20 protein-coding genes are annotated in these 22,889 nt (G+C 59.6%); 11 read left to right on the top strand and 9 right to left on the bottom strand.

Translation table 11 applies throughout. The features are described 5' to 3' along the window. Nucleotides 1-32: 32 nt before the first annotated feature. From ispC to rpsB, 7 genes are all read right to left on the bottom strand, one after another. Nucleotides 33-1,223 (bottom strand): 1-deoxy-D-xylulose-5-phosphate reductoisomerase, encoded by a 1,191-nt coding sequence (ispC, locus tag CKW14_RS26795; RefSeq protein ID WP_095050400.1) that lies wholly within the window; start codon nucleotides 1,221-1,223, stop codon nucleotides 33-35. Next, a complete protein-coding gene (locus CKW14_RS26790) occupies nucleotides 1,220-2,026 on the bottom strand; it encodes a phosphatidate cytidylyltransferase (protein ID WP_093436592.1) in 807 nt (268 codons plus the stop codon). Before CKW14_RS26790 ends, ispC begins: the two co-directional genes overlap by 4 nt. After that, a complete protein-coding gene (gene uppS / locus CKW14_RS26785; protein ID WP_007908854.1) occupies nucleotides 2,026-2,781 on the bottom strand; it encodes a polyprenyl diphosphate synthase in 756 nt (251 codons plus the stop codon). The genes CKW14_RS26790 and uppS overlap by 1 nt, the downstream gene beginning before the upstream one ends. 14 nt (nucleotides 2,782-2,795) lie before the next feature. Next, on the bottom strand, nucleotides 2,796-3,353 hold the full coding sequence (gene frr, locus CKW14_RS26780) for a ribosome recycling factor (protein WP_095050399.1): 558 nt from the start codon (nucleotides 3,351-3,353) through the stop codon (nucleotides 2,796-2,798). Continuing rightward, nucleotides 3,350-4,093, bottom strand: coding sequence for a UMP kinase (pyrH, locus tag CKW14_RS26775; protein ID WP_003222124.1), 744 nt, complete (start codon nucleotides 4,091-4,093; stop codon nucleotides 3,350-3,352). The genes frr and pyrH overlap by 4 nt, the downstream gene beginning before the upstream one ends. Nucleotides 4,094-4,303: 210 nt before the next feature. Then, nucleotides 4,304-5,167: a translation elongation factor Ts gene (tsf, locus tag CKW14_RS26770; protein ID WP_093436595.1), complete on the bottom strand. Its 864-nt coding sequence runs from the start codon at nucleotides 5,165-5,167 to the stop codon at nucleotides 4,304-4,306. Nucleotides 5,168-5,359: 192 nt separating this feature from the next. After that, nucleotides 5,360-6,097: a 30S ribosomal protein S2 gene (rpsB, locus tag CKW14_RS26765; RefSeq protein WP_003222119.1), complete on the bottom strand. Its 738-nt coding sequence runs from the start codon at nucleotides 6,095-6,097 to the stop codon at nucleotides 5,360-5,362. Between the two features lie 373 nt (nucleotides 6,098-6,470). On the opposite strand from rpsB, the gene map reads away from it, so the two are divergent. From map to dapC, 3 genes are read left to right on the top strand one after another with little or no spacing between them, the layout of a single operon-like run. Continuing rightward, the gene (gene map, locus CKW14_RS26760) at nucleotides 6,471-7,253 is read left to right on the top strand and encodes a type I methionyl aminopeptidase (RefSeq protein ID WP_007908857.1); all 783 of its coding nucleotides are present in this window, start codon (nucleotides 6,471-6,473) and stop codon (nucleotides 7,251-7,253) included. 41 nt (nucleotides 7,254-7,294) lie between these two features. Beyond that, nucleotides 7,295-9,997: a [protein-PII] uridylyltransferase gene (locus tag CKW14_RS26755; protein ID WP_093436598.1), complete on the top strand. Its 2,703-nt coding sequence runs from the start codon at nucleotides 7,295-7,297 to the stop codon at nucleotides 9,995-9,997. Nucleotides 9,998-10,040: 43 nt separating this feature from the next. Beyond that, a complete protein-coding gene (gene dapC, locus CKW14_RS26750) occupies nucleotides 10,041-11,240 on the top strand; it encodes a succinyldiaminopimelate transaminase (RefSeq protein WP_095126487.1) in 1,200 nt (399 codons plus the stop codon). A 45-nt stretch (nucleotides 11,241-11,285) separates the two neighbouring features. Here dapC and CKW14_RS26745 read toward each other — a convergent pair whose 3' ends face one another. Beyond that, a complete protein-coding gene (locus CKW14_RS26745; RefSeq protein WP_095126486.1) occupies nucleotides 11,286-12,917 on the bottom strand; it encodes a Na+/H+ antiporter in 1,632 nt (543 codons plus the stop codon). A gap of 286 nt (nucleotides 12,918-13,203) precedes the next feature. Here CKW14_RS26745 and CKW14_RS26740 point away from each other — a divergent pair, with 286 nt between their 5' ends. The 4 genes from CKW14_RS26740 to CKW14_RS26725 all read left to right on the top strand — a co-directional run bounded on the left by CKW14_RS26740 (nucleotide 13,204) and on the right by CKW14_RS26725 (nucleotide 16,374). Then, a complete protein-coding gene (locus CKW14_RS26740) occupies nucleotides 13,204-13,566 on the top strand; it encodes an ArsC family reductase (protein WP_003222107.1) in 363 nt (120 codons plus the stop codon). A gap of 33 nt (nucleotides 13,567-13,599) precedes the next feature. After that, a complete protein-coding gene (gene dapD, locus CKW14_RS26735; RefSeq protein ID WP_003222105.1) occupies nucleotides 13,600-14,634 on the top strand; it encodes a 2,3,4,5-tetrahydropyridine-2,6-dicarboxylate N-succinyltransferase in 1,035 nt (344 codons plus the stop codon). A gap of 133 nt (nucleotides 14,635-14,767) precedes the next feature. Continuing rightward, on the top strand, nucleotides 14,768-15,973 hold the full coding sequence (locus CKW14_RS26730) for an aminotransferase class V-fold PLP-dependent enzyme (RefSeq protein ID WP_095126485.1): 1,206 nt from the start codon (nucleotides 14,768-14,770) through the stop codon (nucleotides 15,971-15,973). Next, complete coding sequence (locus CKW14_RS26725) at nucleotides 15,970-16,374, top strand: SufE family protein (RefSeq protein WP_095126484.1); 405 nt, start codon at nucleotides 15,970-15,972, stop codon at nucleotides 16,372-16,374. Before CKW14_RS26730 ends, CKW14_RS26725 begins: the two co-directional genes overlap by 4 nt. Before the next feature lie 126 nt (nucleotides 16,375-16,500). On the opposite strand, the gene tcdA is transcribed toward CKW14_RS26725, so the two are convergent. Further along, nucleotides 16,501-17,313, bottom strand: coding sequence for a tRNA cyclic N6-threonylcarbamoyladenosine(37) synthase TcdA (tcdA, locus tag CKW14_RS26720; protein ID WP_371857765.1), 813 nt, complete (start codon nucleotides 17,311-17,313; stop codon nucleotides 16,501-16,503). 220 nt (nucleotides 17,314-17,533) lie between these two features. Between tcdA and CKW14_RS26715 the strand changes: the two genes are divergently transcribed. From CKW14_RS26715 to CKW14_RS26700, 4 genes are all read left to right on the top strand, one after another. Next, a complete protein-coding gene (locus CKW14_RS26715) occupies nucleotides 17,534-20,122 on the top strand; it encodes a glycosyltransferase (RefSeq protein ID WP_095126482.1) in 2,589 nt (862 codons plus the stop codon). Nucleotides 20,123-20,324: 202 nt separating this feature from the next. Beyond that, entirely contained in the window at nucleotides 20,325-21,476 is a 1,152-nt protein-coding gene (dapE, locus tag CKW14_RS26710; protein ID WP_095050390.1) for a succinyl-diaminopimelate desuccinylase, read from the top strand. Continuing rightward, nucleotides 21,476-22,285: a putative RNA methyltransferase gene (locus CKW14_RS26705; RefSeq protein ID WP_095126481.1), complete on the top strand. Its 810-nt coding sequence runs from the start codon at nucleotides 21,476-21,478 to the stop codon at nucleotides 22,283-22,285. Before dapE ends, CKW14_RS26705 begins: the two co-directional genes overlap by 1 nt. A 75-nt stretch (nucleotides 22,286-22,360) precedes the next feature. Continuing rightward, complete coding sequence (locus CKW14_RS26700) at nucleotides 22,361-22,738, top strand: hypothetical protein (RefSeq protein ID WP_064120729.1); 378 nt, start codon at nucleotides 22,361-22,363, stop codon at nucleotides 22,736-22,738. Nucleotides 22,739-22,889 lie beyond the last annotated feature (151 nt).

Raw genomic sequence — 22,889 nt, 5'->3', positions numbered from 1 at the left:
CAGTGCCGCGTGTAGCCATTGTGTTGCAAATTTTATCGAGCGTGACGCTTCAACCATTGCTCAGCCAGGACTCGCGCCTTGGCATCAGCCGTAAACACGGCCTCGAGATCTGCCAATGCAACAACCGGCTCGAGGTTCAAGACTTCCTCGATGATACTCGCGATTTCCAGGTAACGGACCCGTCCGTCGAGAAACGCCGCCACCGCCACTTCATTGGCCGCATTGAGCATCGCCGGAGCGCTGTCGCCAGCCTCGGCAGCTTGCCGCGCCAGACGCAGGCAAGGGAAGCGCTCTTCATCCGGCGCCTCGAAATCCAGACGCGCGACGGCGAACAGATCCAGCGGTGCTACACCGGAATCAATGCGCTCCGGCCAGGCCAGGGCATTGGCAATCGGCGTACGCATATCGGGATTGCCCAACTGCGCCAGTACCGAACCGTCGACATAATCGACCAGCGAGTGAATCACGCTCTGCGGGTGAATCACCACCTCGACCTGCGAAGGCTTTGCATCAAACAACCAACAAGCCTCGATCAGTTCAAGACCTTTATTCATCATGCTGGCCGAATCGACCGAAATCTTGCGCCCCATGGACCAGTTAGGGTGCGCACACGCCTGATCAGGTGAAACATGCGCCAATTCACTCATGGGCGTCTGTCGGAACGGACCACCAGAGGCCGTGAGTAAAATCCGACGGACACCGACCGAGCTCAATCCACGAGCAAAATCCTGTGGCATGCACTGGAAAATCGCGTTGTGTTCGCTGTCGATCGGCAGCAGTACTGAACCGCTCTTGCGCACCGCTTGCATGAACAAGGCGCCGGACATCACCAGCGCCTCTTTATTGGCCAGAAGAATCTTCTTGCCCGCTTCAACGGCCGCCAAGGTCGGACGCAGCCCTGCTGCACCAACGATTGCTGCCATCACCGCGTCGACTTCCGGAGCAGCAGCGACCTGACACAGGCCCTCCTCCCCTACTAATACGCGGGTCGGCAAACCGGCGGCACGCAAATCGTCCTGCAAACTGCGCGCGGCAGTTGCCTCGGGCACCACAGCGAATTGCGGCACGTGGCGCACGCACAAGGCGAAAAGCTCGCTCAAACGCGTGAAACCACTCAACGCGAAAACCTGATAACGCTCAGGATGACGAGCAATGACATCGAGCGTGCTCAGGCCGATCGAGCCCGTCGCACCCAAAACGGTAATCTGTTGTGGGCGACTCACGGTGCAGCCATCCACAGCAGCACGGCGAAGACCGGAATGGCCGCGGTCAGACTGTCGATACGATCAAGCACGCCGCCATGACCGGGCAACAGATTACTGCTGTCCTTGATACCGGACTGACGCTTGAACATGCTTTCGGTCAGATCGCCAACCACGGAGATGAAGACGATCAGCGCAGCGCCAATCAAGCCTTTAAGCAACTCGGCGACGGTCCAGTCGCGGACAAACGCGACAATGGCGGTAATCAGCAGACTCAGCACCAGACCACCGTACACGCCTTCCCAGCTTTTACCCGGACTGACTTGCGGGGCGAGCTTGCGCTTGCCGAATTTGCGCCCGGAGAAGTAAGCACCAATATCGGCACCCCAGACCAACACCATCACCGCCATGATCAGCCAGTTACCTAGCGGGTACTGCTTGATCTGCACCAAACCCTGCCAGGCCGGCAACAGAATCAGCAAGCCAATGACCAGTTTGGTGGCAGCCGTGGACCAATGCTCGCTGGAACGCGGATACGTCAGCACAAGGTAAGTCGCCACCGCCCACCAGAGCACCGAAGCCCCCAGCACCCACGGTGCCAGGCCCGGCAGTACATACATGACGAACAACATCAATGCGACGACCGCAGCATACCCGACGCGGAACGATTGAGCGGTAAATCCCGCCAGACGCGCCCATTCCCAAGCCCCCAGACTCACGACCAGACCGATGAACAGGGCAAAACCCGAACCTTCGAGCAAGAAAAAACCGCACAAGGCGATCGGCAGCAGGATCAGCGCAGTGATGATTCGTTGTTTAAGCATTAAACCCGGGCTCCAGCTTCGACCTGTTCGCTCGTTTTACCGAAGCGACGCTGGCGCGAAGCGAAATCGGCCAGCGCATTACGCATGGCATCGTGTTTGAAGTCCGGCCAGAACAGGTCGGAGAAGTACAACTCGGCGTAAGCCAGTTGCCACAGCAAGAAGTTGCTGATGCGGTGTTCGCCACCGGTACGGATGCACAGGTCCGGCAATGGCAGATCGCCGGTCGCCAGACAGGTTTGCAGCAGATCCGGGGTGATGTCTTCCGGGCGCAGGTGCCCAGCCTGAACTTCACGCGCCAGACGCTGGGCAGCCTGTGCAATATCCCACTGACCGCCGTAATTGGCGGCGATTTGCAGGATGAAACGGTTGGCACCCGCCGTCATCGCTTCAGCTTCACGCATTGCTGCCTGAAGCTCCGGATGAAAGCGTGAACGATCGCCAATGATGCGCAGGCTAATGTTGTTGTCGTTGAGGCGCTTGGCCTCACGACGCAATGCCTTGAAGAACAGATCCATCAAGGCACTGACTTCATCGGCCGGGCGCTGCCAGTTTTCACTGGAAAACGCGAACAGGGTGAGCACCTCGACCTTGGCCTCGGCGCACACCTCGATGACGGCCCGCACAGCATCCACACCCGCTTTATGCCCGGCGACACCCGGCATAAAGCGTTTTTTCGCCCAGCGATTGTTGCCATCCATGATGATCGCGACATGGCGCGGCACCGCGGACGGCGCAGTCTGCTTGGTCTTGTCCATTAAAAGCTCGAACCTTATACGGCCATCAGATCCGCTTCTTTTTGCTTGGTAGCCGCGTCGATATCAGCTTCAGCCTTGTCGGTGATTTTCTGAATATCGGCAGCAGCACGACGTTCTTCGTCTTCGCTGATTTCTTTGTCCTTGACCAGTTTCTTCAGCTCACCCAAAGCGTCACGACGAATGTTGCGCACGGCAACACGCGCGTCTTCGGCAGCACTGCGCGCCTGCTTGGTGAAGCCCTTGCGGGTTTCTTCAGTCAGGGCAGGCATGGAGATCAGCAACAACTCGCCCAGGTTGGTCGGGTTGAGGTTCAGACCAGCGCTCTGGATTGCCTTGTCGACTGCGGCGAGCATGTTGCGCTCGAAGGCAACGACTTGCAGGGTGCGCGAGTCTTTTACAGTGATATTGGCCACTTGGGTGATGGAAGTGTCTGCGCCGTAGTACGGCACCATCACGCTACCCAGAATGCTTGGGTGAGCCTTGCCGGTACGAATCTGACCAAAGGCGTGGATCAGAGAGTCCAGGGATTTCTGCATGCGCTCTTGAGCGTCTTTTTTGATTTCGTTGATCATTGTTGACCTTCCTCGATCAGGGTGCCTTCAGCGCCGCCATGGACGATGTTCAGCAGGGCACCGGGCTTGTTCATGTTGAATACGCGCAGCGGCATTTTGTGGTCGCGGCACAGGCAAATAGCGGTCAGATCCATAACGCCCAGCTTGCGATCCAGTACTTCATCATAAGTCAGATGATCGAACTTCTCGGCATGCGGGTCTTTGAACGGGTCAGCGGTGTAGACGCCATCGACCTTGGTCGCCTTGAGCACGACATCGGCATCGATTTCGATTGCACGCAGGCAGGCTGCCGAATCCGTGGTGAAGAACGGGTTGCCGGTACCGGCAGCGAAGATCACGACGTCTTTGGAGTTCAGGTGACGCATGGCTTTGCGGCGATCGTAGTGATCGGTCACACCCACCATGGAAATCGCCGACATCACGATGGCCGAGATGTTGGCACGTTCCAGCGCATCGCGCATGGCCAGGGCGTTCATCACAGTGGCCAGCATGCCCATGTGGTCACCCGTCACCCGATCCATACCGGCTTTGCTCAGGGCTTCGCCACGGAACAGGTTGCCACCGCCGATCACCAGACCGACCTGTACGCCGATGCCGACCAGTTGGCCGACTTCCAGCGCCATCCGATCCAGCACTTTTGGATCGATCCCGAACTCTTCCGAGCCCATCAGGGCCTCGCCGCTAAGCTTGAGTAGAATGCGTTTATAGCGAGCCTGATAACCACTGCCCTGCTGAGCCATTGCGAATCTCTCCTGCGGCGTATTTAAAAATTCTTTGCGAGCTGTTTACAGCTGGCGTTCACTCTAGCTTGGCGCTGCTTCAGCGCCATCGGAACATGGCTTTGTAAGTCAGTTCCAAGTGGAAACCAATTAAAAATTGGCAACCCCATCTGAAAAGAGGCTGCGCGCGTAAGCGGGCAGCCTCTTTCGGGCGACAGTTGAAAAACCGTCTTATTGCTTGGCGGCAGCCAGCTGGGCAGCAACTTCTTCAGCGAAGTTGTCGACCGGCTTCTCGATGCCTTCGCCTACTTTGTAGTAAGTGAAGGAAACGATTTCTGCGCCGCCTTTCTTGGCCAGCTCGCCAACCTTGATTTCAGGGTTCTTGACGAACGCCTGCTCAACCAGGCTTGCTTCTGCCAGGAACTTGCTGATACGGCCTTTGACCATGTTCTCAACAATGTTTTCTGGCTTGCCTTTGATCTTCTCTTCGTTCAGCTGCAGGAACACAGCTTTTTCACGCTCGATCGCTTCAGCCGAAACTTGCGAAGGCAGCAGGAACTCAGGGTTGCTAGCAGCGACGTGCATCGCGATGTCTTTGGCCAGCTCGACGTCACCGCCTTTCAGAGCCACAACAACACCGATCTTGTTGCCGTGCAGGTACGAACCTACAACGTCACCTTCGATACGGGTCAGACGACGGATGTTGACGTTCTCGCCTACTTTGGCAACCAGCGCTTCACGAGCAGCTTCTTGCGAAGCGATCAGCGGAGCAGCGTCGGTCAGCTTGTCAGCGAAGGCTTTTTCAACGCTGGCAGCAACGAAGTTTTTGAAGTCGTCTTGCAGGGCCAGGAAGTCGGTCTGCGAGTTCACTTCCAGGATAACGGCAGCTTTACCGTCGTCCTTGATTGCGATTGCGCCTTCAGCGGCAACGTTGCCAGCCTTTTTCGCAGCCTTGATCGCGCCCGAAGCACGCATGTCATCAATGGCTTTTTCGATGTCGCCGTCAGCCTTTTCCAGGGCTTTCTTGCAGTCCATCATGCCTTCGCCGGTACGCTCGCGCAGTTCTTTAACCAACGCTGCAGTAATTGCTGCCATTTTCAAATTCCTCTTGGATAGGTTTTCAACCATTCCACCCGATCGAACGGGCGTTCAATTCTTCCCGAGCCCCACCTTGTAGCTGCTGCACGTTACAGGAGCTGTAGCTGCGCTGCCGACAAATGGTTTTCGAGGTGGCAAAAAGGGGGCCAAGCCCCCTTTTTGCTTACTGAGTTAACGCCAGGGCGCTAATTACTCAGCTGCAGCCTGAGTTTCTTCAGCTGCGAATTCTACAGTGCCGCCAGCAACATTGTTGCGACCACGGATCACTGCGTCAGCCATCGAACCCATGTACAGCTGGATAGCGCGGATTGCGTCATCGTTGCCTGGGATGATGTAGTCAACGCCTTCCGGGCTGCTGTTGGTGTCGACAACGCCGATTACCGGGATGCCCAGCTTGTTGGCTTCGGTGATCGCGATGCGCTCGTGGTCAACGTCGATCACGAACAGTGCGTCTGGCAGACCGCCCATGTCCTTGATGCCGCCCAGCGAACGATCCAGCTTTTCCAGGTCACGGGAGCGCATCAGCGCTTCTTTCTTGGTCAGCTTGGCGAAAGTACCGTCTTCGGCTTGAACTTCAAGGTCACGCAGACGCTTGATGGAAGCACGAATGGTTTTGAAGTTGGTCAGCATGCCGCCCAACCAGCGGTGATCGACGTACGGCGAACCGCAACGTGCTGCTTCTTCAGCAACGATCTTGCCAGCGGAACGCTTGGTGCCGACGAACAGAATCTTGTTTTTGCCCTGGGCCAGACGCTCTACGAAAGTCAGAGCTTCGTTGAACATTGGCAGGGTTTTTTCAAGGTTGATGATGTGAATCTTGTTACGCGCGCCGAAAATGTACTTACCCATTTTCGGATTCCAGTAACGGGTTTGGTGACCGAAGTGCACACCGGCCTTCAGCATATCGCGCATATTGACTTGGGACATGATAGTTCCTTAATAAGTCGGGTTTGGCCTCCACGTATCCCAATGACCAACCAATGGCATAAAGCCAAAAGCACCCAGGTCATCGTGTCGACACGTGTGTGGATTTAAGCTTTTCGGGGTATCCCCGGAAAGCGGCGCATTTTATACCACAGGGTGCGCAGAAACGGAACCCGGAATCTGTATTCGCACCAAGGACATGGGCGCAGCCCCCTTGGAATCGGCCCCGAACGCACCATTGTATAGAGAGAAGCGATACACGCGGGCGCTGAATTGCGCCGTGCGTCTGTTAGAATCGCGTTTTTCAGGGTCGCCAATCGAACACTCGCCACCCTATTCGTATCAGCAAGCGCCGCCGAGCGCAGAGAGAGCCTGTATGACCGTCAACCTCAAAACTCCCGAGGACATCGCTGGCATGCGTGTCGCCGGCAAACTGGCCGCCGATGTGCTGGAAATGATTGCCGAACATGTCAAGCCGGGCGTCACCACCGATGAGCTGAACCAGATCTGCCACGACTACATCGTCAACGTGCAGCAAGCCATCCCTGCCCCGCTCAACTACAAGGGCTACCCGAAGTCGATCTGCACCTCGATCAACCACGTGGTCTGCCATGGCATCCCGAACGACAAGCCGCTGAAAAACGGCGACACCCTGAATATCGACGTTACCGTGATCAAAGACGGCTACCACGGCGACACCAGCCGCATGTTCCACGTCGGCGAAGTGCCAGTCTGGGCCGAGCGTCTGTCGCAGATCACCCAGGAATGCATGTACAAGGCGATCGAGATCGTCAAACCCGGCTGCCGCCTCGGCGACATCGGCGAAGTGATCCAGAAGCACGCCGAGAAGAACGGTTTCTCGGTGGTTCGCGAGTTCTGCGGTCACGGCATCGGCAAGGTCTTCCACGAAGAGCCGCAGATCCTCCACTACGGCCGCGCGGGCACCGGCATGGAACTGAAGGCCGGCATGACCTTCACCATCGAGCCAATGATCAACCAGGGCAAGGCCGACACCAAAGTACTGGGCGACGGCTGGACCGCGATCACCAAGGACCGCAAGCTCTCGGCACAGTGGGAACACACCCTGCTGGTCACCGACACCGGTTACGAGATCTTCACCCTGCGCGCCGACGACACCATCCCGCGCGTCTCGGCCTGATCCAGACAACGCTCCCAGCCTTATAGAAGGAAAGCCAATCGATGCCGCAGGTGGATCCCGAACTCTTCGACCGCGGCCAGTTCCAGGCTGAACTGGCCCTGAAAGCGAGTCCTATCGCGGCGTTCAAGAAGGCGATCCGCCAGGCTCGCGAGGTGCTCGACACGCGTTTTCGCAATGGCCGCGATATTCGCCGCCTGATCGAAGACCGTGCCTGGTTCGTCGACAACATCCTGCAAAAGGCCTGGGAGCAGTTCAACTGGAGCGAAGACGCCGACATCGCGCTGGTCGCGGTCGGCGGCTACGGTCGCGGTGAGCTGCACCCGTATTCCGACATCGACTTGCTGATTCTGCTGGACAGCGCCGACCACGAAGTTTTCCGCGACTCCATCGAGCGCTTTCTGACGCTGCTGTGGGACATCGGCCTGGAAGTCGGTCAGAGCGTGCGCTCGGTCGACGAATGCGCCGAAGAGGCCCGCGCTGACCTGACCGTCGTCACCAACCTGATGGAAAGCCGCACCATCTGCGGTCCCGAGCGTCTGCGCCAGCGCATGCTCGATGTCACCAGCACCGCACACATGTGGCCGGCCAAAGAGTTCTTCCTGGCCAAGCGCGCCGAGCAAAAAGCCCGTCACCACAAATACAACGACACCGAATACAACCTGGAACCCAACGTCAAAGGCTCGCCCGGTGGCCTGCGGGATATCCAGACGATTCTGTGGGTGGCCCGGCGTCAGTACGGCACCCTGAACCTGCGCGCCCTCGCCGGCGAAGGCTTCCTGGTCGAAAGCGAAAACGCCCTGCTCGCCTCCTCTCAGGAATTCCTCTGGAAAGTGCGCTACGCCCTGCACATGCTGGCGGGCCGCTCGGAAGACCGCTTGCTGTTCGATCATCAGCGCACCATCGCCGGGCTGCTCGGCTTTGAAGGCGACGATGCCAAACAGGCCGTCGAAAACTTCATGCAGCAATATTTCCGTGTGGTGATGAGCATTGCCCAACTCAGCGACCTGATCATCCAGCATTTCGAGGAAGTCATTCTCGCGCCGGAAGACGAAGCTGCGCCGCAGCCGATCAACTCACGCTTCCAGTTGCACGACGGTTATATCGAGGCACGCAACGACAACGTGTTCCGCCGCACGCCATTCGCCATGCTCGAGATCTTCGTGCTGATGGCCCAGCAGCCGGAAATCAAAGGCGTGCGTGCCGACACTATTCGATTGCTGCGGGAAAACCGTCACCTGATCGACGACAACTTCCGCAACGATATTCGCAACACCAGCCTGTTCATCGAGCTGTTCAAGTGCAAGATCGGCATCCACCGCAACCTGCGCCGGATGAACCGTTACGGCATTCTCGGGCGTTATCTGCCCGAATTCGGCTTTATCGTCGGGCAGATGCAGCACGACCTGTTTCACATCTATACGGTCGATGCGCATACGCTGAACCTGATCAAGCACCTGCGCAAATTGCAGTACACCCAGGTCTCGGAGAAATTTCCGCTGGCCGCCAAACTCATGGCCAAACTGCCTAAGCCCGAACTGATCTACATGGCGGGCCTGTACCACGACATCGGTAAAGGCCGGCATGGCGATCACTCGGAGATCGGCGCAGTCGATGCCGAGGCGTTCTGCCAGCGTCATCAGTTACCGGTGTGGGATAGCCGTCTGATTGTCTGGCTGGTGCAGAACCATCTGGTGATGTCGACCACCGCCCAGCGCAAGGACTTGTCCGACCCGCAGGTGATCCACGATTTTGCCTTGGCGGTTGGCGATGAAACCCGCCTCGACTATCTCTACGTGCTGACCGTGGCCGACATCAACGCGACCAACCCGACGCTGTGGAACTCGTGGCGCGCCAGCCTGTTGCGCCAGCTCTACACCGAGACCAAGCGCGCCTTGCGCCGTGGCCTGGAAAACCCGGTGGACCGCGAAGAGCAGATCCGCCAGACCCAAAGCGCCGCGCTGGATATTCTGGTGCGTGGTGGCACCGACCCGGACGACGTCGAGCAGTTGTGGGCGCAATTGGGCGATGACTATTTCCTGCGCCACACCGCCGGCGACGTGGCCTGGCACAGCGATGCGATCCTGCAGCAACCGGTCGATGGCGGGCCGCTCGTACTGATCAAGGAAACCACCCAGCGCGAGTTCGAGGGCGGCACGCAAATCTTCATTTATGCACCGGACCAGCACGACTTTTTCGCCGTGACCGTGGCGGCGATGGATCAGCTCAACCTGAACATTCACGACGCCCGGGTCATCACTTCGAGCAGCCAGTTCACCCTCGACACCTACATTGTGCTCGACAACGAAGGCGAATCCATCGGCGACAACCCGGCACGGGTCAAGCAGATCCGCGAAGGCCTGACCGAAGCCCTGCGCAACCCAGACGATTACCCGACGATCATCCAGCGCCGCGTGCCGCGCCAGCTCAAGCATTTCGCCTTTGCGCCGCAGGTCACCATCCACAACGATGCGCAGCGTCCGGTGACCGTGCTGGAGTTGACCGCCCCTGATCGCCCGGGCCTGCTGGCACGGATCGGCGGGATTTTCCTCGAGTTCGACCTGTCGCTGCAGAACGCCAAGATTGCGACCCTCGGCGAGCGGGTGGAAGACGTCTTCTTCATCACCGACGCCCACAACCAACCGTTGTCCGACCCGTTGCTGTGCAGCCGTTTGCAGGATGCGATCGTTGAGCAACTGAGCGTCAATCAGGAACCCGATATCAAACTGTCGCGCCTCAGTATTTGATGGCGCCCCGGATTCAAATGGCTTTGCACGAGACCCAGCCCCAATGAACAACGCTCTGAACCAGCTCCAGCCGTACCCGTTCGAAAAGCTCCGCGCCCTGCTCGGCACCGTCACGCCGAACCCGGACAAACGCCCGATCGCCCTGTCGATCGGCGAGCCGAAACATCGCTCGCCAAGCTTTGTCGCCGAAGCGCTGGCCAACAGTCTGGATCAGATGGCCGTCTACCCGACCACCCTCGGTATCCCCGCCCTGCGCGAGGCCATTGCCGGCTGGTGCGAGCGTCGTTTCGGCGTGCCAAGCGGCTGGATCGATCCGGCGCGCAACGTGCTGCCGGTCAATGGCACCCGTGAAGCGCTGTTCGCGTTCACCCAGACCGTAGTCAACCGTGGCGATGATGCGTTGGTGGTCAGCCCGAACCCGTTCTACCAGATCTACGAAGGCGCCGCGTTCCTCGCCGGGGCCAAGCCGCACTACCTGCCGTGCCTGGACGAGAACGGCTTCAACCCGGATTTCGATGCCGTTTCGCCGGACATCTGGAAACGTTGCCAGATCCTGTTCCTCTGCTCGCCGGGCAACCCGACCGGCGCGCTGATCCCGGTCGACGCCCTGAAAAAACTGATCGCTTTGGCCGACGAGTACGACTTCGTGATCGCCGCCGACGAGTGCTACAGCGAGTTGTACTTCGACGAGCAAACGCCGCCGCCGGGCTTGCTGACGGCCTGCGTTGAATTGGGTCGCAAGGACTTCAAACGCTGCGTGGTGTTCCACAGCCTGTCCAAGCGTTCCAACTTGCCAGGCCTGCGCTCCGGCTTTGTGGCGGGCGACGCCGATATCCTCAAAGGCTTCCTGCTGTATCGCACCTACCACGGCTGCGCAATGCCGGTACAAACCCAACTGGCCAGCGTTGCCGCGTGGAACGACGAGGTCCACGTGCGCGCCAACCGCGCTCTGTACCGGGAAAAATTCGATGCCGTGCTGGAAATTCTCAGCCCGGTGATGGACGTGCAGCGTCCGGATGGCAGCTTCTATCTGTGGCCGAACGTGCAAGGTGATGACGCCGCATTCTGCCGCGACCTGTTTGAGCAAGAGCACGTGACCGTGGTGCCGGGTTCGTACCTGTCCCGTGATGTCGATGGCGTCAACCCGGGCGCAGGCCGTGTGCGCATGGCGCTGGTTGCCCCCCTGGCCGAATGCGTCGAAGCCGCCGAACGGATTCGCGCCTTCATCACTCGCCAGCAGTAATCATCAAGAGTCCGCACCAGGCATCTGGTGCGGACTCTTGATGGGTTATTTGACCTTCCCCAGATTGGCCTCACTCAAATCCAGATCGGCCAACACTTCTCTGAGGACGTCATCACCTATCTGGTGATGACGACTGAGGCTATAGAGTTCCAGACGCTGTGCCCTGAGCGCTTTCAGGCGCATGCGCCGCTCGAGTAAATCCATCTGAAACGCGAGGGCCTGCGCTTCGGCGGAATCGTTGAAAACGTCCAGTTGATGGCGATATTCGGACATGATCCGCGCCTTCAACTCGGCGGACAAAGCGGCCTGAGCAGCGTCCTGCGGAGTGGCTTCCTCGGTCTCGAGCGCATGAATCGCCGCTTCCGCGGTTTTGCGCCAGGCATCGCGCACTTCCTGGCGTCGCTTGTCGTCCGGGCTTTTTTCAATCCCGCGCAACAACAGCGGCAGCGCGATGCATGCCGAAATCAGCGACAGCAGAATCACCCCGGCGGCGATGAAGATCAGCAGGTCACGCTCAGGAAACGTATCCGCGCCCATCAACATCGGCACCGACATCACGCCGGCCAGCGTTACTGCACCGCGCACACCGCCGACAGTCAGCAGCCAGCAGGAGCGCGCGGTCGGGACTTGCGTCAGCTCGCCCTTGCCGCGCAAGCGGCGCAACAGCACCGATAAACGCCAGATGCTCTGCACCCAGATAAACCGCAACAAAACCAGCGCAAGAAAAATCGCCACGACATCGAGGCAGCGATAGAACAACGTCGGCCACAACGTCGGCTCGTGACTGACCACGGCTTTGATGATGTCCGGCAATTGCAGGCCGAGCAGGAGGAAAATCAAACCATTGAAAGCGAACTCCAGCAACGACCAGACGCTGCGATTGAGCAATCGGGTGCTGGTCTGCCTTGGCAACAGATCGAGCCAGCTCTGCATCATCCCCGCCGCCACGGCCGAGAGAATGCCCGAGACGCCAAGACGTTCCGCCAGCACATAAGCCGCGAACGGCAGCAACAACATGAACACCACATGAGTCGCCGGATCATCCCAGCCACGGGCAATCATCCACGCCCGCAAGCGCCCGACCAGCCAGCTCAAGGCCACACCGACCGCCAACCCGCCGAGCGCCACCAGGACGAAAGTCAGGCTGGCGTTGGTCAGCGAGAACACGCCTGTGATGGCCGCCACCAGGGCGAACTTGAAGGTCACCAGACCGGAGGCATCGTTCATCAGCGCCTCGCCCTGCAATATATGCATCAACGGGGTCGGCAAGCGGTTTTGCGAAATGGCCGACACCGCCACAGCGTCGGTGGGCGACAACACCGCCGCCAAGGCGAACGCTACCGGCAGTGGAATGGACGGCAACAGCCAATGAATGAAGTACCCGGCGCCGACCACAGTGAACAACACCAGCCCCACCGCCAGCGTGAGGATCGGCCCGCGCAAATGCCAGAACTCGCGCTTGGGCATGCGCCAGCCATCGGAAAACAGCAGGGGCGGCAGGAACAGAAACAGGAACAATTCGGGATCGAGGGCCACATGCAGACCCAAGGTCGGCCAGGCGAGCAAGGCGCCGGCGGCAATCTGGACCAGTGGCAGAGGCAGCGGAATGACCCGCCCGACCAGACGCGAAACGCTAACCAGCATCAGCAGGATCAGGACGGTGTAAGCAGTTTGCATATAGCGGAAATCTCAGACAGTCGACAGCGTTGAACTGCCATATTAGCCGCTTAGGATGCGTCTGACCGTTGCACCTATGTCGCACGCACCAAAGCCAAACCTGTAGGAGCTGCGGCACGCTGCGATCGTTTGATCTTTGAAACAAAATCAAAAGATCGCAGCCTCGTTTCACTCGACAGCTCCTACAGGGATTTATGCAAGGAAATGAAGCCGGGCGCCCGAAACCGTTCGGTCATGGCATAATCCGACACCATTTTTCTCCAGCACCTGTAAAGGGGGCGATTCCTTGACCGTTTCAAGTAAAACGTTGCACCTTTTCGGCATCAAAGCCTGCGACACCATGAAGAAGGCGCGCACCTGGCTCGATGAACACGCTGTCAGCTACGACTTTCACGATTACAAAACCGCCGGCATCGACCGTGAGCACCTGACCCAATGGTGTGACGAACATGGCTGGCAAACGGTGTTGAACCGTGCAGGCACGACCTTTCGCAAACTCGACGACGAACGCAAAGCCGATCTCGACCAGTCGAAAGCCATCGAACTGATGCTCGCTCAACCCTCGATGATCAAGCGCCCGGTGCTCGATCTCGGTGACCGAACCCTGATTGGCTTCAAGCCAGATATCTACGCGGCCGCTCTGAAGTAAGCAGCCCGTCACTCTTTGTAGAGGTGTATTTACATGTCCAATTCCCTGTTCAGCATCGCCTTTGGTGTCGGCACTCAGAACCGTCAAGGCGCGTGGCTGGAAGTGTTCTACGCACAGCCACTGCTCAACCCTTCGGCCGAACTGGTCGCGGCGGTTGCGCCGATCCTCGGTTACACCGAAGGCAATCAGGCCATCACCTTCACCACCGCGCAGGCTGCGCAACTGGCTGAAGCCGTGAAAGGCATCGACGCCGTACAAGGCAAGCTGCTGACCCGTCTGGCGGAAAGCCACAAGCCGCTGGTCGCCACCCTGCTGGCCGAAGACGCGCAACTGACCTCGACACCTGAGGCTTACCTCAAGCTGCACCTGCTGTCGCACCGTCTGGTCAAGCCGCACGGCGTGAGCCTGGCCGGGATCTTCCCGCTGCTGCCGAACGTAGCGTGGACCAGCCAAGGCGCCATCGACCTGAGCGAACTGGCGGAAATGCAACTGGAGGCCCGTCTGCGTGGCGAGCTGCTGGAAGTGTTCTCGGTGGACAAGTTCCCGAAAATGACCGACTACGTGGTACCGGCTGGCGTGCGCATCGCTGACGCCGCGCGTCTGCGTCTGGGTGCTTACGTGGGCGAAGGCACCACCGTGATGCACGAAGGCTTCATCAACTTCAACGCCGGCACCGAAGGCCCGGGCATGATCGAAGGCCGCGTTTCCGCTGGCGTATTCGTCGGCAAGGGCTCGGACCTGGGCGGCGGTTGCTCGACCATGGGCACCCTGTCGGGCGGCGGCAACATCGTGATCAAGGTCGGCGAAGGCTGCCTGATCGGCGCCAACGCCGGTATCGGTATCCCGTTGGGCGACCGCAACACCGTTGAGTCGGGCCTGTACGTGACGGCCGGTACCAAGGTTGCGCTGCTCGACGAGCACAACAATCTGGTTAAAGTCGTGAAAGCGCGTGAGCTGGCCGGTCAGACTGACCTGCTGTTCCGTCGCAATTCGGAAACCGGTGCTGTGGAGTGCAAAACCCACAAATCGGCGATCGAACTGAACGAAGCGCTGCACGCTCACAACTAAGTGCTTGAATAATCCATTGTAGGAGTGAGCCTGCTCGCGATGCTTTTAGCGCCCTCACGGACGCCATCGCGAGCAGGCTCACTCCTACAGGATTTGGCGTACATCCCGCCCCTCTTCACCAGGGCTAAAAACTGTGATGATTCCCTCCCCGTGGCGTGCCGATTTCCCGGCCATCGCCGCGCTGCAACGGCAAGACCAGACCTATCTGGACAACGCCGCCACCACGCAAAAACCCCAAGCCCTGCTCGACGCACTGACGCATTACTACGCCAACGGCGCAGCCAATGTGCATCGTGCGCAACACCTGCCCGGCGCTCATGCCACGCAGGCGTTCGAGGACAGTCGGCTGAAGGTGGCCCAGTGGCTGAATGCCGGTGACAGCGGGCAGATCATCTTTACTCACGGCGCCACCAGTGCGCTGAACCTCCTGGCCTATGGCCTCGAACATCTTTTTCAACCGGGCGATGAAATTGTCATCAGCGCCCTGGAGCATCACGCCAACCTGCTGCCATGGCAGCAACTGGCACAACGGCGCAATCTGAAGCTGGTGATTCTGCCGCTGGATGCCGACGGCCTGATCGACCTCGCTGCCGCTGTGCATCTGATTGGCCCGCGCACGCGATTGCTGGCAGTCAGTCAGTTGTCCAACGTGCTCGGCGCCTGGCAGCCGTTGCCGGCATTACTCGGCATGGCCAAGGCGCAGAACGCGCTGACCGTGGTCGATGGCGCGCAAGGCGTGGTGCATGGTCGGCATGACGTGCAGGCGCTGGGTTGCGACTTCTACGTGTTTTCCAGCCACAAGCTGTATGGGCCGGATGGTTTAGGCGTTCTGTTCGGGCTCAATGCAGCGCTTGAACAACTGAAGCCTTGGCAGTTTGGCGGCGAAATGGTGCTGGAAGCCAACTACCACGACGCGCGCTTCCGCCCTGCTCCGCTGGGTTTTGAAGCGGGCACACCGCCGATTGCCAGTGTGATCGGCCTAGGTGCGACGCTGGATTATCTGGCCGGTCTGGATCAGGACGCGGTGTCCGCCCACGAGGCTGCGCTGCATGACTATCTGCTGCGTGGCCTTGCCGCCCGTAACGGCATTCGTTTGCTCGGCAAGCCGCAATTGGCGCTGGCGAGTTTTGTTGTCGAGGGTGTGCATAACGCCGATCTCGCGCATCTTTTGACTGAGCAAGGTATTGCCGTGCGCGCCGGGCATCACTGCGCGATGCCGCTGCTGAAAAGCTTCGAACTGGCTGGGGCGATTCGGGTGTCGCTGGCGCTGTACAACGATTCCGAGGATCTGGAACGCTTCTTTGAAGCGCTGGATCAGGCGCTGGAGTTGTTGCGATGAGTTTGCCGGTTGAGGCCGCCGAGGCGCTGCAGACTTTTCAGAATGCAGCGGGCTGGGAACAACGGGCGCGGTTGTTGATGCAGTTTGGTGATCGTTTGCCGCCACTAAGTGACGCCGACAAGTGTGACGCTAACCGGGTGCATGGCTGTGAGAGTCAGGTCTGGCTGGTTGGTGAACTGCACGACGGTCACTGGCAATTCAGCGCCAGCAGCGATGCACGGATGATTCGTGGGTTGGTGGCGTTGTTGCTGTTGCGGGTTAACGGTTTGTCGGCCACTGAATTGCACCAGGTTGATTTACCGGACTGGTTCAATCAGCTAGGGCTTTCGCGACAACTATCGCCATCGCGCAGTAATGGCCTCAATGCCGTGCTCCAGCGAATGAATGATCTGGCGCGCTAACTGATCGTTCCCATGCTCTGCGTGGGAATGCCTCATCGGACGCTCCGCGTTCGGCTCTGGATGGGACGCGGAGCGTCCCGGGCTGCATTCCCACGCGGAGCGTGGGAACGATCAAGGCCTCACCGATCAAACCTGAGGTTTGACTCGGTCAGCCGGGCGCCGAACACCCGCGACAATCTTGTCCACAGCCTTGGTCGCCGCAACCATGCCGAACGTCGCTGTGACCATCATCACCGCACCAAACCCGCCGGCGCAGTCGAGCTTCACGCCATCGCCGACAAAACTCTTCTGCAAACAAATACTGCCATCCGGTTTCGGGTAGCGCAGCTGTTCCGTGGAAAACACACACGGCACACTGTAATGGCGGGTCACGGTGCGCGAAAAACCATAATCACGACGCAACGTCGAACGCACTTTCGAGGCCAACGGGTCGTTGAACGTGCGGTTGAGATCGCACACCTGAATCAGCGTCGGATCGATCTGCCCGCCCGCACCGCCGGTAGTGATGATCTGGATCTTGCGGCGCTTGCACCAGGCAATCAGCGCAGCCTTGGCGTTGACCGCGTCGATGCAGTCGATCACGCAGTCGATGTTCGGCGTGATGTATTCGGCCATGGTCTCGCGGGTGACGAAATCCGCCACGGCGTGCACGGTGCAATCCGGGTTGATCCCGCGCAGACGCTCGGCCATCACTTCGACCTTGGGCTTGCCGACGGTGCTGTCCAGCGCGTGCAACTGGCGGTTGGCGTTGCTGACGCAAACGTCATCAAGGTCGAACAGCGAAATCTCGCCAACGCCACAACGGGCCATGGCTTCCGCCGCCCAGGAACCGACGCCACCGACGCCAACGATCGCCACATGGGCCGCGCGCAGGCGCTCCAGGCCTTCAATGCCATACAAACGGGCGATGCCTGCAAACCGCGGATCTTCTGTACTCATGACCATTACCCCAAAAACCGGCGCGCATTATAGGGCTACACAGCGACAAGTTTTAAGCTTCGAACTACAAGTGTAAGAACTTAAGTCAAAGTCGGCTGCCCAATGTCGGGCATTTCCCTGTCTGATGTACGACTTGCGAACTGCCGGTGTAGGATGCGCGCCCCTCGGGCGTATAGCCGACCGATCCTCCGTTCCACAGCCTTTGGAACCCGAAATAGCTATGTCATCGCGTAAATTTGGACTCAACCTGGTGGTGGTTCTGGCAATCGCCGCCCTGTTCACCGGTTTCTGGGCGCTGATCAATCGTCCGGTTTCCGCGCCGAACTGGCCGGAGCAGATCTCCGGTTTCTCCTATTCGCCATTCCAGCAGGGCCAATACCCCCAGAAGGATCAATATCCGTCTGACGAAGAGATGCGCCGCGACCTGGAGATCATGAGCAAGCTGACGGACAACATCCGCATCTACTCGGTCGACGGCTCGTTGCAAGACATCCCGAAACTGGCTGAAGAATTCGGCCTGCGCGTGACATTGGGGATCTGGATCAGCCCCGATCAGGAACGCAACGAACGGGAAATCACCCGAGCCATCGAACTGGCCAACACTTCACGCAGCGTGGTTCGCGTGGTGGTCGGTAACGAAGCGATCTTCCGCAAGGAAATCACCGCCCAAGAGCTGAGCGTGCTGCTCGATCGCGTGCGCGCGGCGGTGAAAGTGCCGGTGACCACCTCCGAGCAATGGCACGTCTGGGAAGAACACCCGGAACTGGCCAAGCACGTTGACCTGATCGCTGCGCACGTTCTGCCGTACTGGGAATTCATCCCGGTCGACAAGGCCGGGCAGTTCGTTTTCGACCGCGCCCGCGATCTGAAAAAGATGTTCCCGAAAAAACCGCTGCTGCTCTCCGAAGTCGGCTGGCCGAGCAACGGTCGCATGCGCGGTGGCGCCGATGCGTCGCCGGCGGATCAGGCGATCTACCTGCGCACACTGGTCAACAAGCTCAACCGCCAAGGCTTCAACTACTTCGTGATCGAAGCGTTTGACCAGCCGTGGAAGGCCAGCGACGAAGGCTCGGTCGGCGCGTACTGGGGCGTGTTCAACGCTGCGCGTCAGCAGAAATTCAACTTCGAAGGCCCGGTGGTCGCGATCCCGCAATGGCGAGTGCTGGCAGTCGGTTCGGTGGTATTGGCGTTGCTGTCGCTGACCCTGCTGATGATCGACGGCTCGGCGCTGCGTCAGCGTGGGCGGATCTTCCTGACCTTTATCGCCTTCCTCTGTGGTTCGGTGCTGGTGTGGATCGGTTACGACTACAGCCTGCAATACAGCACGTGGTTCAGTTTGACGGTCGGCTTCCTCTTGGCACTGGGTGCGCTCGGAGTGTTTATCGTCTTGCTGACGGAAGCCCATGAACTGGCCGAAGCGGTTTGGATTCACAAGCGGCGGCGTGAGTTCCTGCCGGTCGAGGGCGACTCCAGCTATCGCCCGAAAGTCTCGATCCATGTGCCGTGCTACAACGAGCCGCCGGACATGGTCAAACAGACCCTCGACGCCCTCGCCGCCCTCGATTATCCGGACTACGAAGTCCTGATCATCGACAACAACACCAAGGACCCGGCGGTGTGGGAACCGGTGCGCGACTACTGCGCAACCCTCGGTCCGCGCTTCAAGTTCTTCCACGTCTCGCCCCTGGCCGGTTTCAAGGGTGGCGCGCTGAACTACCTGATTCCGCACACCGCCAAGGATGCCGAAGTGATCGCGGTGATCGACTCCGATTACTGCGTGCATCCGAACTGGCTCAAGCACATGGTGCCGCACTTCGCTGACCCGAAAATCGCCGTGGTGCAGTCGCCGCAGGATTACCGCGATCAGAACGAAAGCACCTTCAAGAAGCTCTGCTACGCCGAATACAAAGGCTTCTTCCATATCGGCATGGTCACTCGTAACGACCGTGACGCAATCATCCAGCACGGCACCATGACCATGACCCGCCGCTCGGTGCTGGAAGAATTGGGCTGGGCCGACTGGTGCATCTGTGAAGACGCCGAACTCGGTCTGCGCGTGTTCGAAAAAGGCTTGTCGGCGGCGTATTACCACGACAGCTACGGCAAGGGCCTGATGCCGGATACGTTTATCGACTTCAAGAAACAGCGTTTCCGCTGGGCCTACGGTGCGATTCAGATCATCAAACGCCACACCGGCAGTCTGCTGCGTGGCAAGGACACCGAGCTGACCCGTGGCCAGCGTTACCACTTCCTCGCGGGCTGGTTGCCGTGGGTCGCGGACGGCATGAACATCTTCTTCACCGTCGGCGCGCTGTTGTGGTCGGCGGCAATGATCATCGTGCCGCAACGGGTCGATCCGCCGCTGCTGATCTTCGCGATCCCGCCACTGGCGCTGTTCGTGTTCAAGGTCGGCAAGATCATCTTCCTCTACCGTCGCGCGGTCGGCGTGAACCTGAAAGATGCGTTTTGCGCGGCACTGGCCGGGCTGGCGTTGTCGCACACCATCGCCAAAGCGGTGTTGTACGGTTTCTTCACCAGCAGCATTCCGTTCTTCCGCACGCCGAAAAACGCCGACAACCATGGTTTCTGGGTGGCGATTTCCGAAGCGCGCGAAGAGCTGTTCATCATGCTGCTGTTGTGGGGCGCGGCGCTGGGGATCTTCCTGGTCAACGGCATGCCGAGCAACGACATGCGTTTCTGGGTGGTGATGTTGCTGGTGCAGTCGCTGCCGTATCTGGCGGCGCTGATCATGGCGTTCCTGTCGTCGCTGCCTAAACCGGCCACGACGCCTGAGCCGGCAACAGCATAATCAGTAACGGATACGTCAAACGGCGGCCTTCGGGCCGCCGTTTTGCTTTAGAATGACCGCCTTTTTCAATGCCAACAAACTCGGTAGGAGCTGCCGAAGGCTGCGATCTTTTGATCTTGCTGTTGATTTTAAAAAACAAAATCAAAAGATCGCAGCCTGCGGCAGCTCCTACAGGTTTACCGTGCGCACCCGGAGTTATTACATGACGGCCCACGCCGACCTTTCGCCGACCCTCCAACTCGCCATCGACCTGATCCGCCGTCCGTCCGTGACGCCGGTCGACGCCGATTGCCAGAAGCAGATGATGCAGCGCCTGGGCGATGCCGGTTTCAGCCTCGAGCCGATGCGCATCGAAGATGTGGATAACTTCTGGGCGACCCACGGCAACAACGACGGCCCGGTGCTGTGCTTCGCCGGCCACACCGACGTGGTGCCGACCGGCCCGGTCACGGCGTGGCAGATCGACCCGTTCAACGCGCTGATCGACGAACACGGCATGCTCTGCGGCCGTGGCGCGGCGGACATGAAAGGCAGCCTGGCGTCGATGACCGTCGCCGCCGAGCGCTTTGTCGCTGACTACCCGAACCACAAGGGCAAGGTCGCGTTCCTGATCACCAGCGACGAAGAAGGCCCGGCGCACCACGGCACCAAGGCTGTGGTCGAGCGTCTGGCTGCACGTAACGAGCGTCTGGACTGGTGCATCGTCGGCGAACCGTCGAGCACCACCCTGGTTGGCGACGTGGTGAAAAACGGCCGTCGTGGCTCGCTGGGCGCCAAGCTCACGGTCAAAGGCATTCAGGGTCACGTCGCCTATCCGCACCTGGCGAAGAATCCGATCCACCTCGCCGCTCCGGCGCTGGCCGAACTGGCCGCCGAGCACTGGGATCACGGCAACGATTTCTTCCCGCCGACCAGTTTCCAGATCTCCAACGTCAACTCCGGCACCGGCGCGACCAACGTGATTCCGGGGGATCTGGTGGCGGTATTCAACTTCCGCTTCTCCACCGAATCGACCGTCGAAGGCCTGCAGAAACGCGTGGCCGATATTCTCGACAAGCACGATCTGGACTGGCACATCGACTGGGCACTGTCCGGCCTGCCGTTCCTCACCGAACCAGGCGCACTGCTCGACGCGGTGTCGGCGAGCATCAAGGACATCACCGGTCGCGAGACTAAAGCGTCCACCAGCGGCGGAACGTCCGACGGCCGTTTCATCGCGACCATGGGCACGCAAGTGGTTGAACTGGGCCCGGTCAACGCGACCATCCACCAGGTCAACGAACGCGTACTGGCAGCCGATCTCGACGTACTGACCGAGATCTACTACCAGACCCTGATCAAGTTGCTCGCCTGATGCTCGCTTGCCCCATCTGCAGTGAACCGCTGAATGCGGTGGACAACGGCGTGGTCTGCCCCGCCGGCCATCGCTTCGACCGTGCGCGCCAGGGTTACCTGAACCTGTTGCCGGTGCAGCACAAAAACAGCCGCGACCCTGGCGACAACCAGGCCATGGTCGAAGCACGCCGGGACTTCTTGAACGCAGGGCATTACGCGCCGGTGGCCAAGCGTCTGGCCGAGCTGGCGGCGAGTTATGCGCCAGATCGCTGGGTCGATATCGGTTGTGGCGAGGGTTACTACACCGCGCAGATCGCCGAGGCCTTGCCGAACGCTGACGGCTACGCACTGGACATTTCCCGCGAAGCGGTCAAACGTGCCTGCAAGCGTAATCCGGCGATCACTTGGTTGATCGCCAGCATGGCCCGCGTGCCGTTGGCGTCGGGCAGTTGCCAGTTTCTCGCCAGCGTTTTCAGTCCTCTGGACTGGGAAGAAGCCAAGCGGCTGCTCAGTGTCGGCGGCGGTCTGATGAAAGTCGGCCCGACCAGCGGCCACCTGATGGAGTTGCGCGAACGTCTTTATGACGAAGTGCGCGAATACACCGACGACAAGCATCTGGCCCTGGTGCCGGAAGGCATGACGCTGGCGCACAGTGAAACCCTGGAATTCAAGCTGACGCTGGACAAGCCCGAGGATCGCGCCAACCTGTTGGCGATGACACCTCACGGCTGGCGCGCCAGTGCCGAGCGTCGTGCGGCGGTGATCGAACAGGCTGAGCCGTTCGTGACCACCGTGTCGATGCGCTACGATTATTTCGTTCTTCAATAACTTTTGGTCTCGGGCGAGTGCCCGGGGCCGGCTAAATCCGCGAATGGATTTTTCAGACCCGCAGTGAGGACATCCATGCGCCAACCGGACATCGAGATTTACCTGAAAGACGCCGACGTCGACCACAAGGCCATTTCGGCCTGGCTGGGCGAAGCGTTGGGCCCGTGCAGTGACTGGGTACAGAAAGGCCAGACCTACAAATGCAAGGCCGGCAACGTGCCGGTGACCTGGCTGCCGAAAGCCGTGGGCAAGTGGAACAGCCTGTACCTCGAAAGCGACCAGACCCCATGGGACGACGACATCGCCTGCGCCCGCGCCGCGTTTGCTGCGCTGAACGTGGAAGTGCGTTGCGCGCCGGGGACGTGGGTTGAAGAAGAAGGTGAAGAGACGGCGGATCGCTGGATGCGTATCAGCGCAGACGGTGAAGAAGAAATCACCTGGAAAACCGCTTAAAAGCAAAAGATCGTCCGATCGCGGCCCGAGCCTTCGGCAGCTCTTACAGGGTTATGTGTACAGCTGTAGGAGCTGCCGAAGGCTGCGATCTTTGATCGTTCCCACGCTCCGCGTGGGAATGCAGTCCGGGACGCTCTGCGTCCCAAAGCGA

Source organism: Pseudomonas sp. Irchel s3a12, from assembly GCF_900187485.1.
Classification (GTDB): domain Bacteria; phylum Pseudomonadota; class Gammaproteobacteria; order Pseudomonadales; family Pseudomonadaceae; genus Aquipseudomonas; species Aquipseudomonas neuropathica.
Note: the sequence above shows the minus strand (reverse complement) of the source record. Positions and strands in the feature narration are given on the sequence as shown.

Bases quoted from the DNA above. Each gene is read 5' to 3' on its own strand.
- CKW14_RS26790 (WP_093436592.1), bottom strand. From the start codon at position 2,026: ATGCTTAAACAACGAATCATCACTGCGCTGATCCTGCTGCCGATCGCC.
- uppS (WP_007908854.1), bottom strand. From the start codon at position 2,781: ATGGACAAGACCAAGCAGACTGCGCCGTCCGCGGTGCCGCGCCATGTC.
- frr (WP_095050399.1), bottom strand. From the start codon at position 3,353: ATGATCAACGAAATCAAAAAAGACGCTCAAGAGCGCATGCAGAAATCC.
- pyrH (WP_003222124.1), bottom strand. From the start codon at position 4,093: ATGGCTCAGCAGGGCAGTGGTTATCAGGCTCGCTATAAACGCATTCTA.
- tsf (WP_093436595.1), bottom strand. From the start codon at position 5,167: ATGGCAGCAATTACTGCAGCGTTGGTTAAAGAACTGCGCGAGCGTACC.
- rpsB (WP_003222119.1), bottom strand. From the start codon at position 6,097: ATGTCCCAAGTCAATATGCGCGATATGCTGAAGGCCGGTGTGCACTTC.
- map (WP_007908857.1), top strand. From the start codon at position 6,471: ATGACCGTCAACCTCAAAACTCCCGAGGACATCGCTGGCATGCGTGTC.
- CKW14_RS26755 (WP_093436598.1), top strand. From the start codon at position 7,295: ATGCCGCAGGTGGATCCCGAACTCTTCGACCGCGGCCAGTTCCAGGCT.
- dapC (WP_095126487.1), top strand. From the start codon at position 10,041: ATGAACAACGCTCTGAACCAGCTCCAGCCGTACCCGTTCGAAAAGCTC.
- CKW14_RS26745 (WP_095126486.1), bottom strand. From the start codon at position 12,917: ATGCAAACTGCTTACACCGTCCTGATCCTGCTGATGCTGGTTAGCGTT.
- dapD (WP_003222105.1), top strand. From the start codon at position 13,600: ATGTCCAATTCCCTGTTCAGCATCGCCTTTGGTGTCGGCACTCAGAAC.
- CKW14_RS26725 (WP_095126484.1), top strand. From the start codon at position 15,970: ATGAGTTTGCCGGTTGAGGCCGCCGAGGCGCTGCAGACTTTTCAGAAT.
- tcdA (WP_371857765.1), bottom strand. From the start codon at position 17,313: ATGAGTACAGAAGATCCGCGGTTTGCAGGCATCGCCCGTTTGTATGGC.
- CKW14_RS26715 (WP_095126482.1), top strand. From the start codon at position 17,534: ATGTCATCGCGTAAATTTGGACTCAACCTGGTGGTGGTTCTGGCAATC.
- dapE (WP_095050390.1), top strand. From the start codon at position 20,325: ATGACGGCCCACGCCGACCTTTCGCCGACCCTCCAACTCGCCATCGAC.
- CKW14_RS26705 (WP_095126481.1), top strand. From the start codon at position 21,476: ATGCTCGCTTGCCCCATCTGCAGTGAACCGCTGAATGCGGTGGACAAC.
- CKW14_RS26700 (WP_064120729.1), top strand. From the start codon at position 22,361: ATGCGCCAACCGGACATCGAGATTTACCTGAAAGACGCCGACGTCGAC.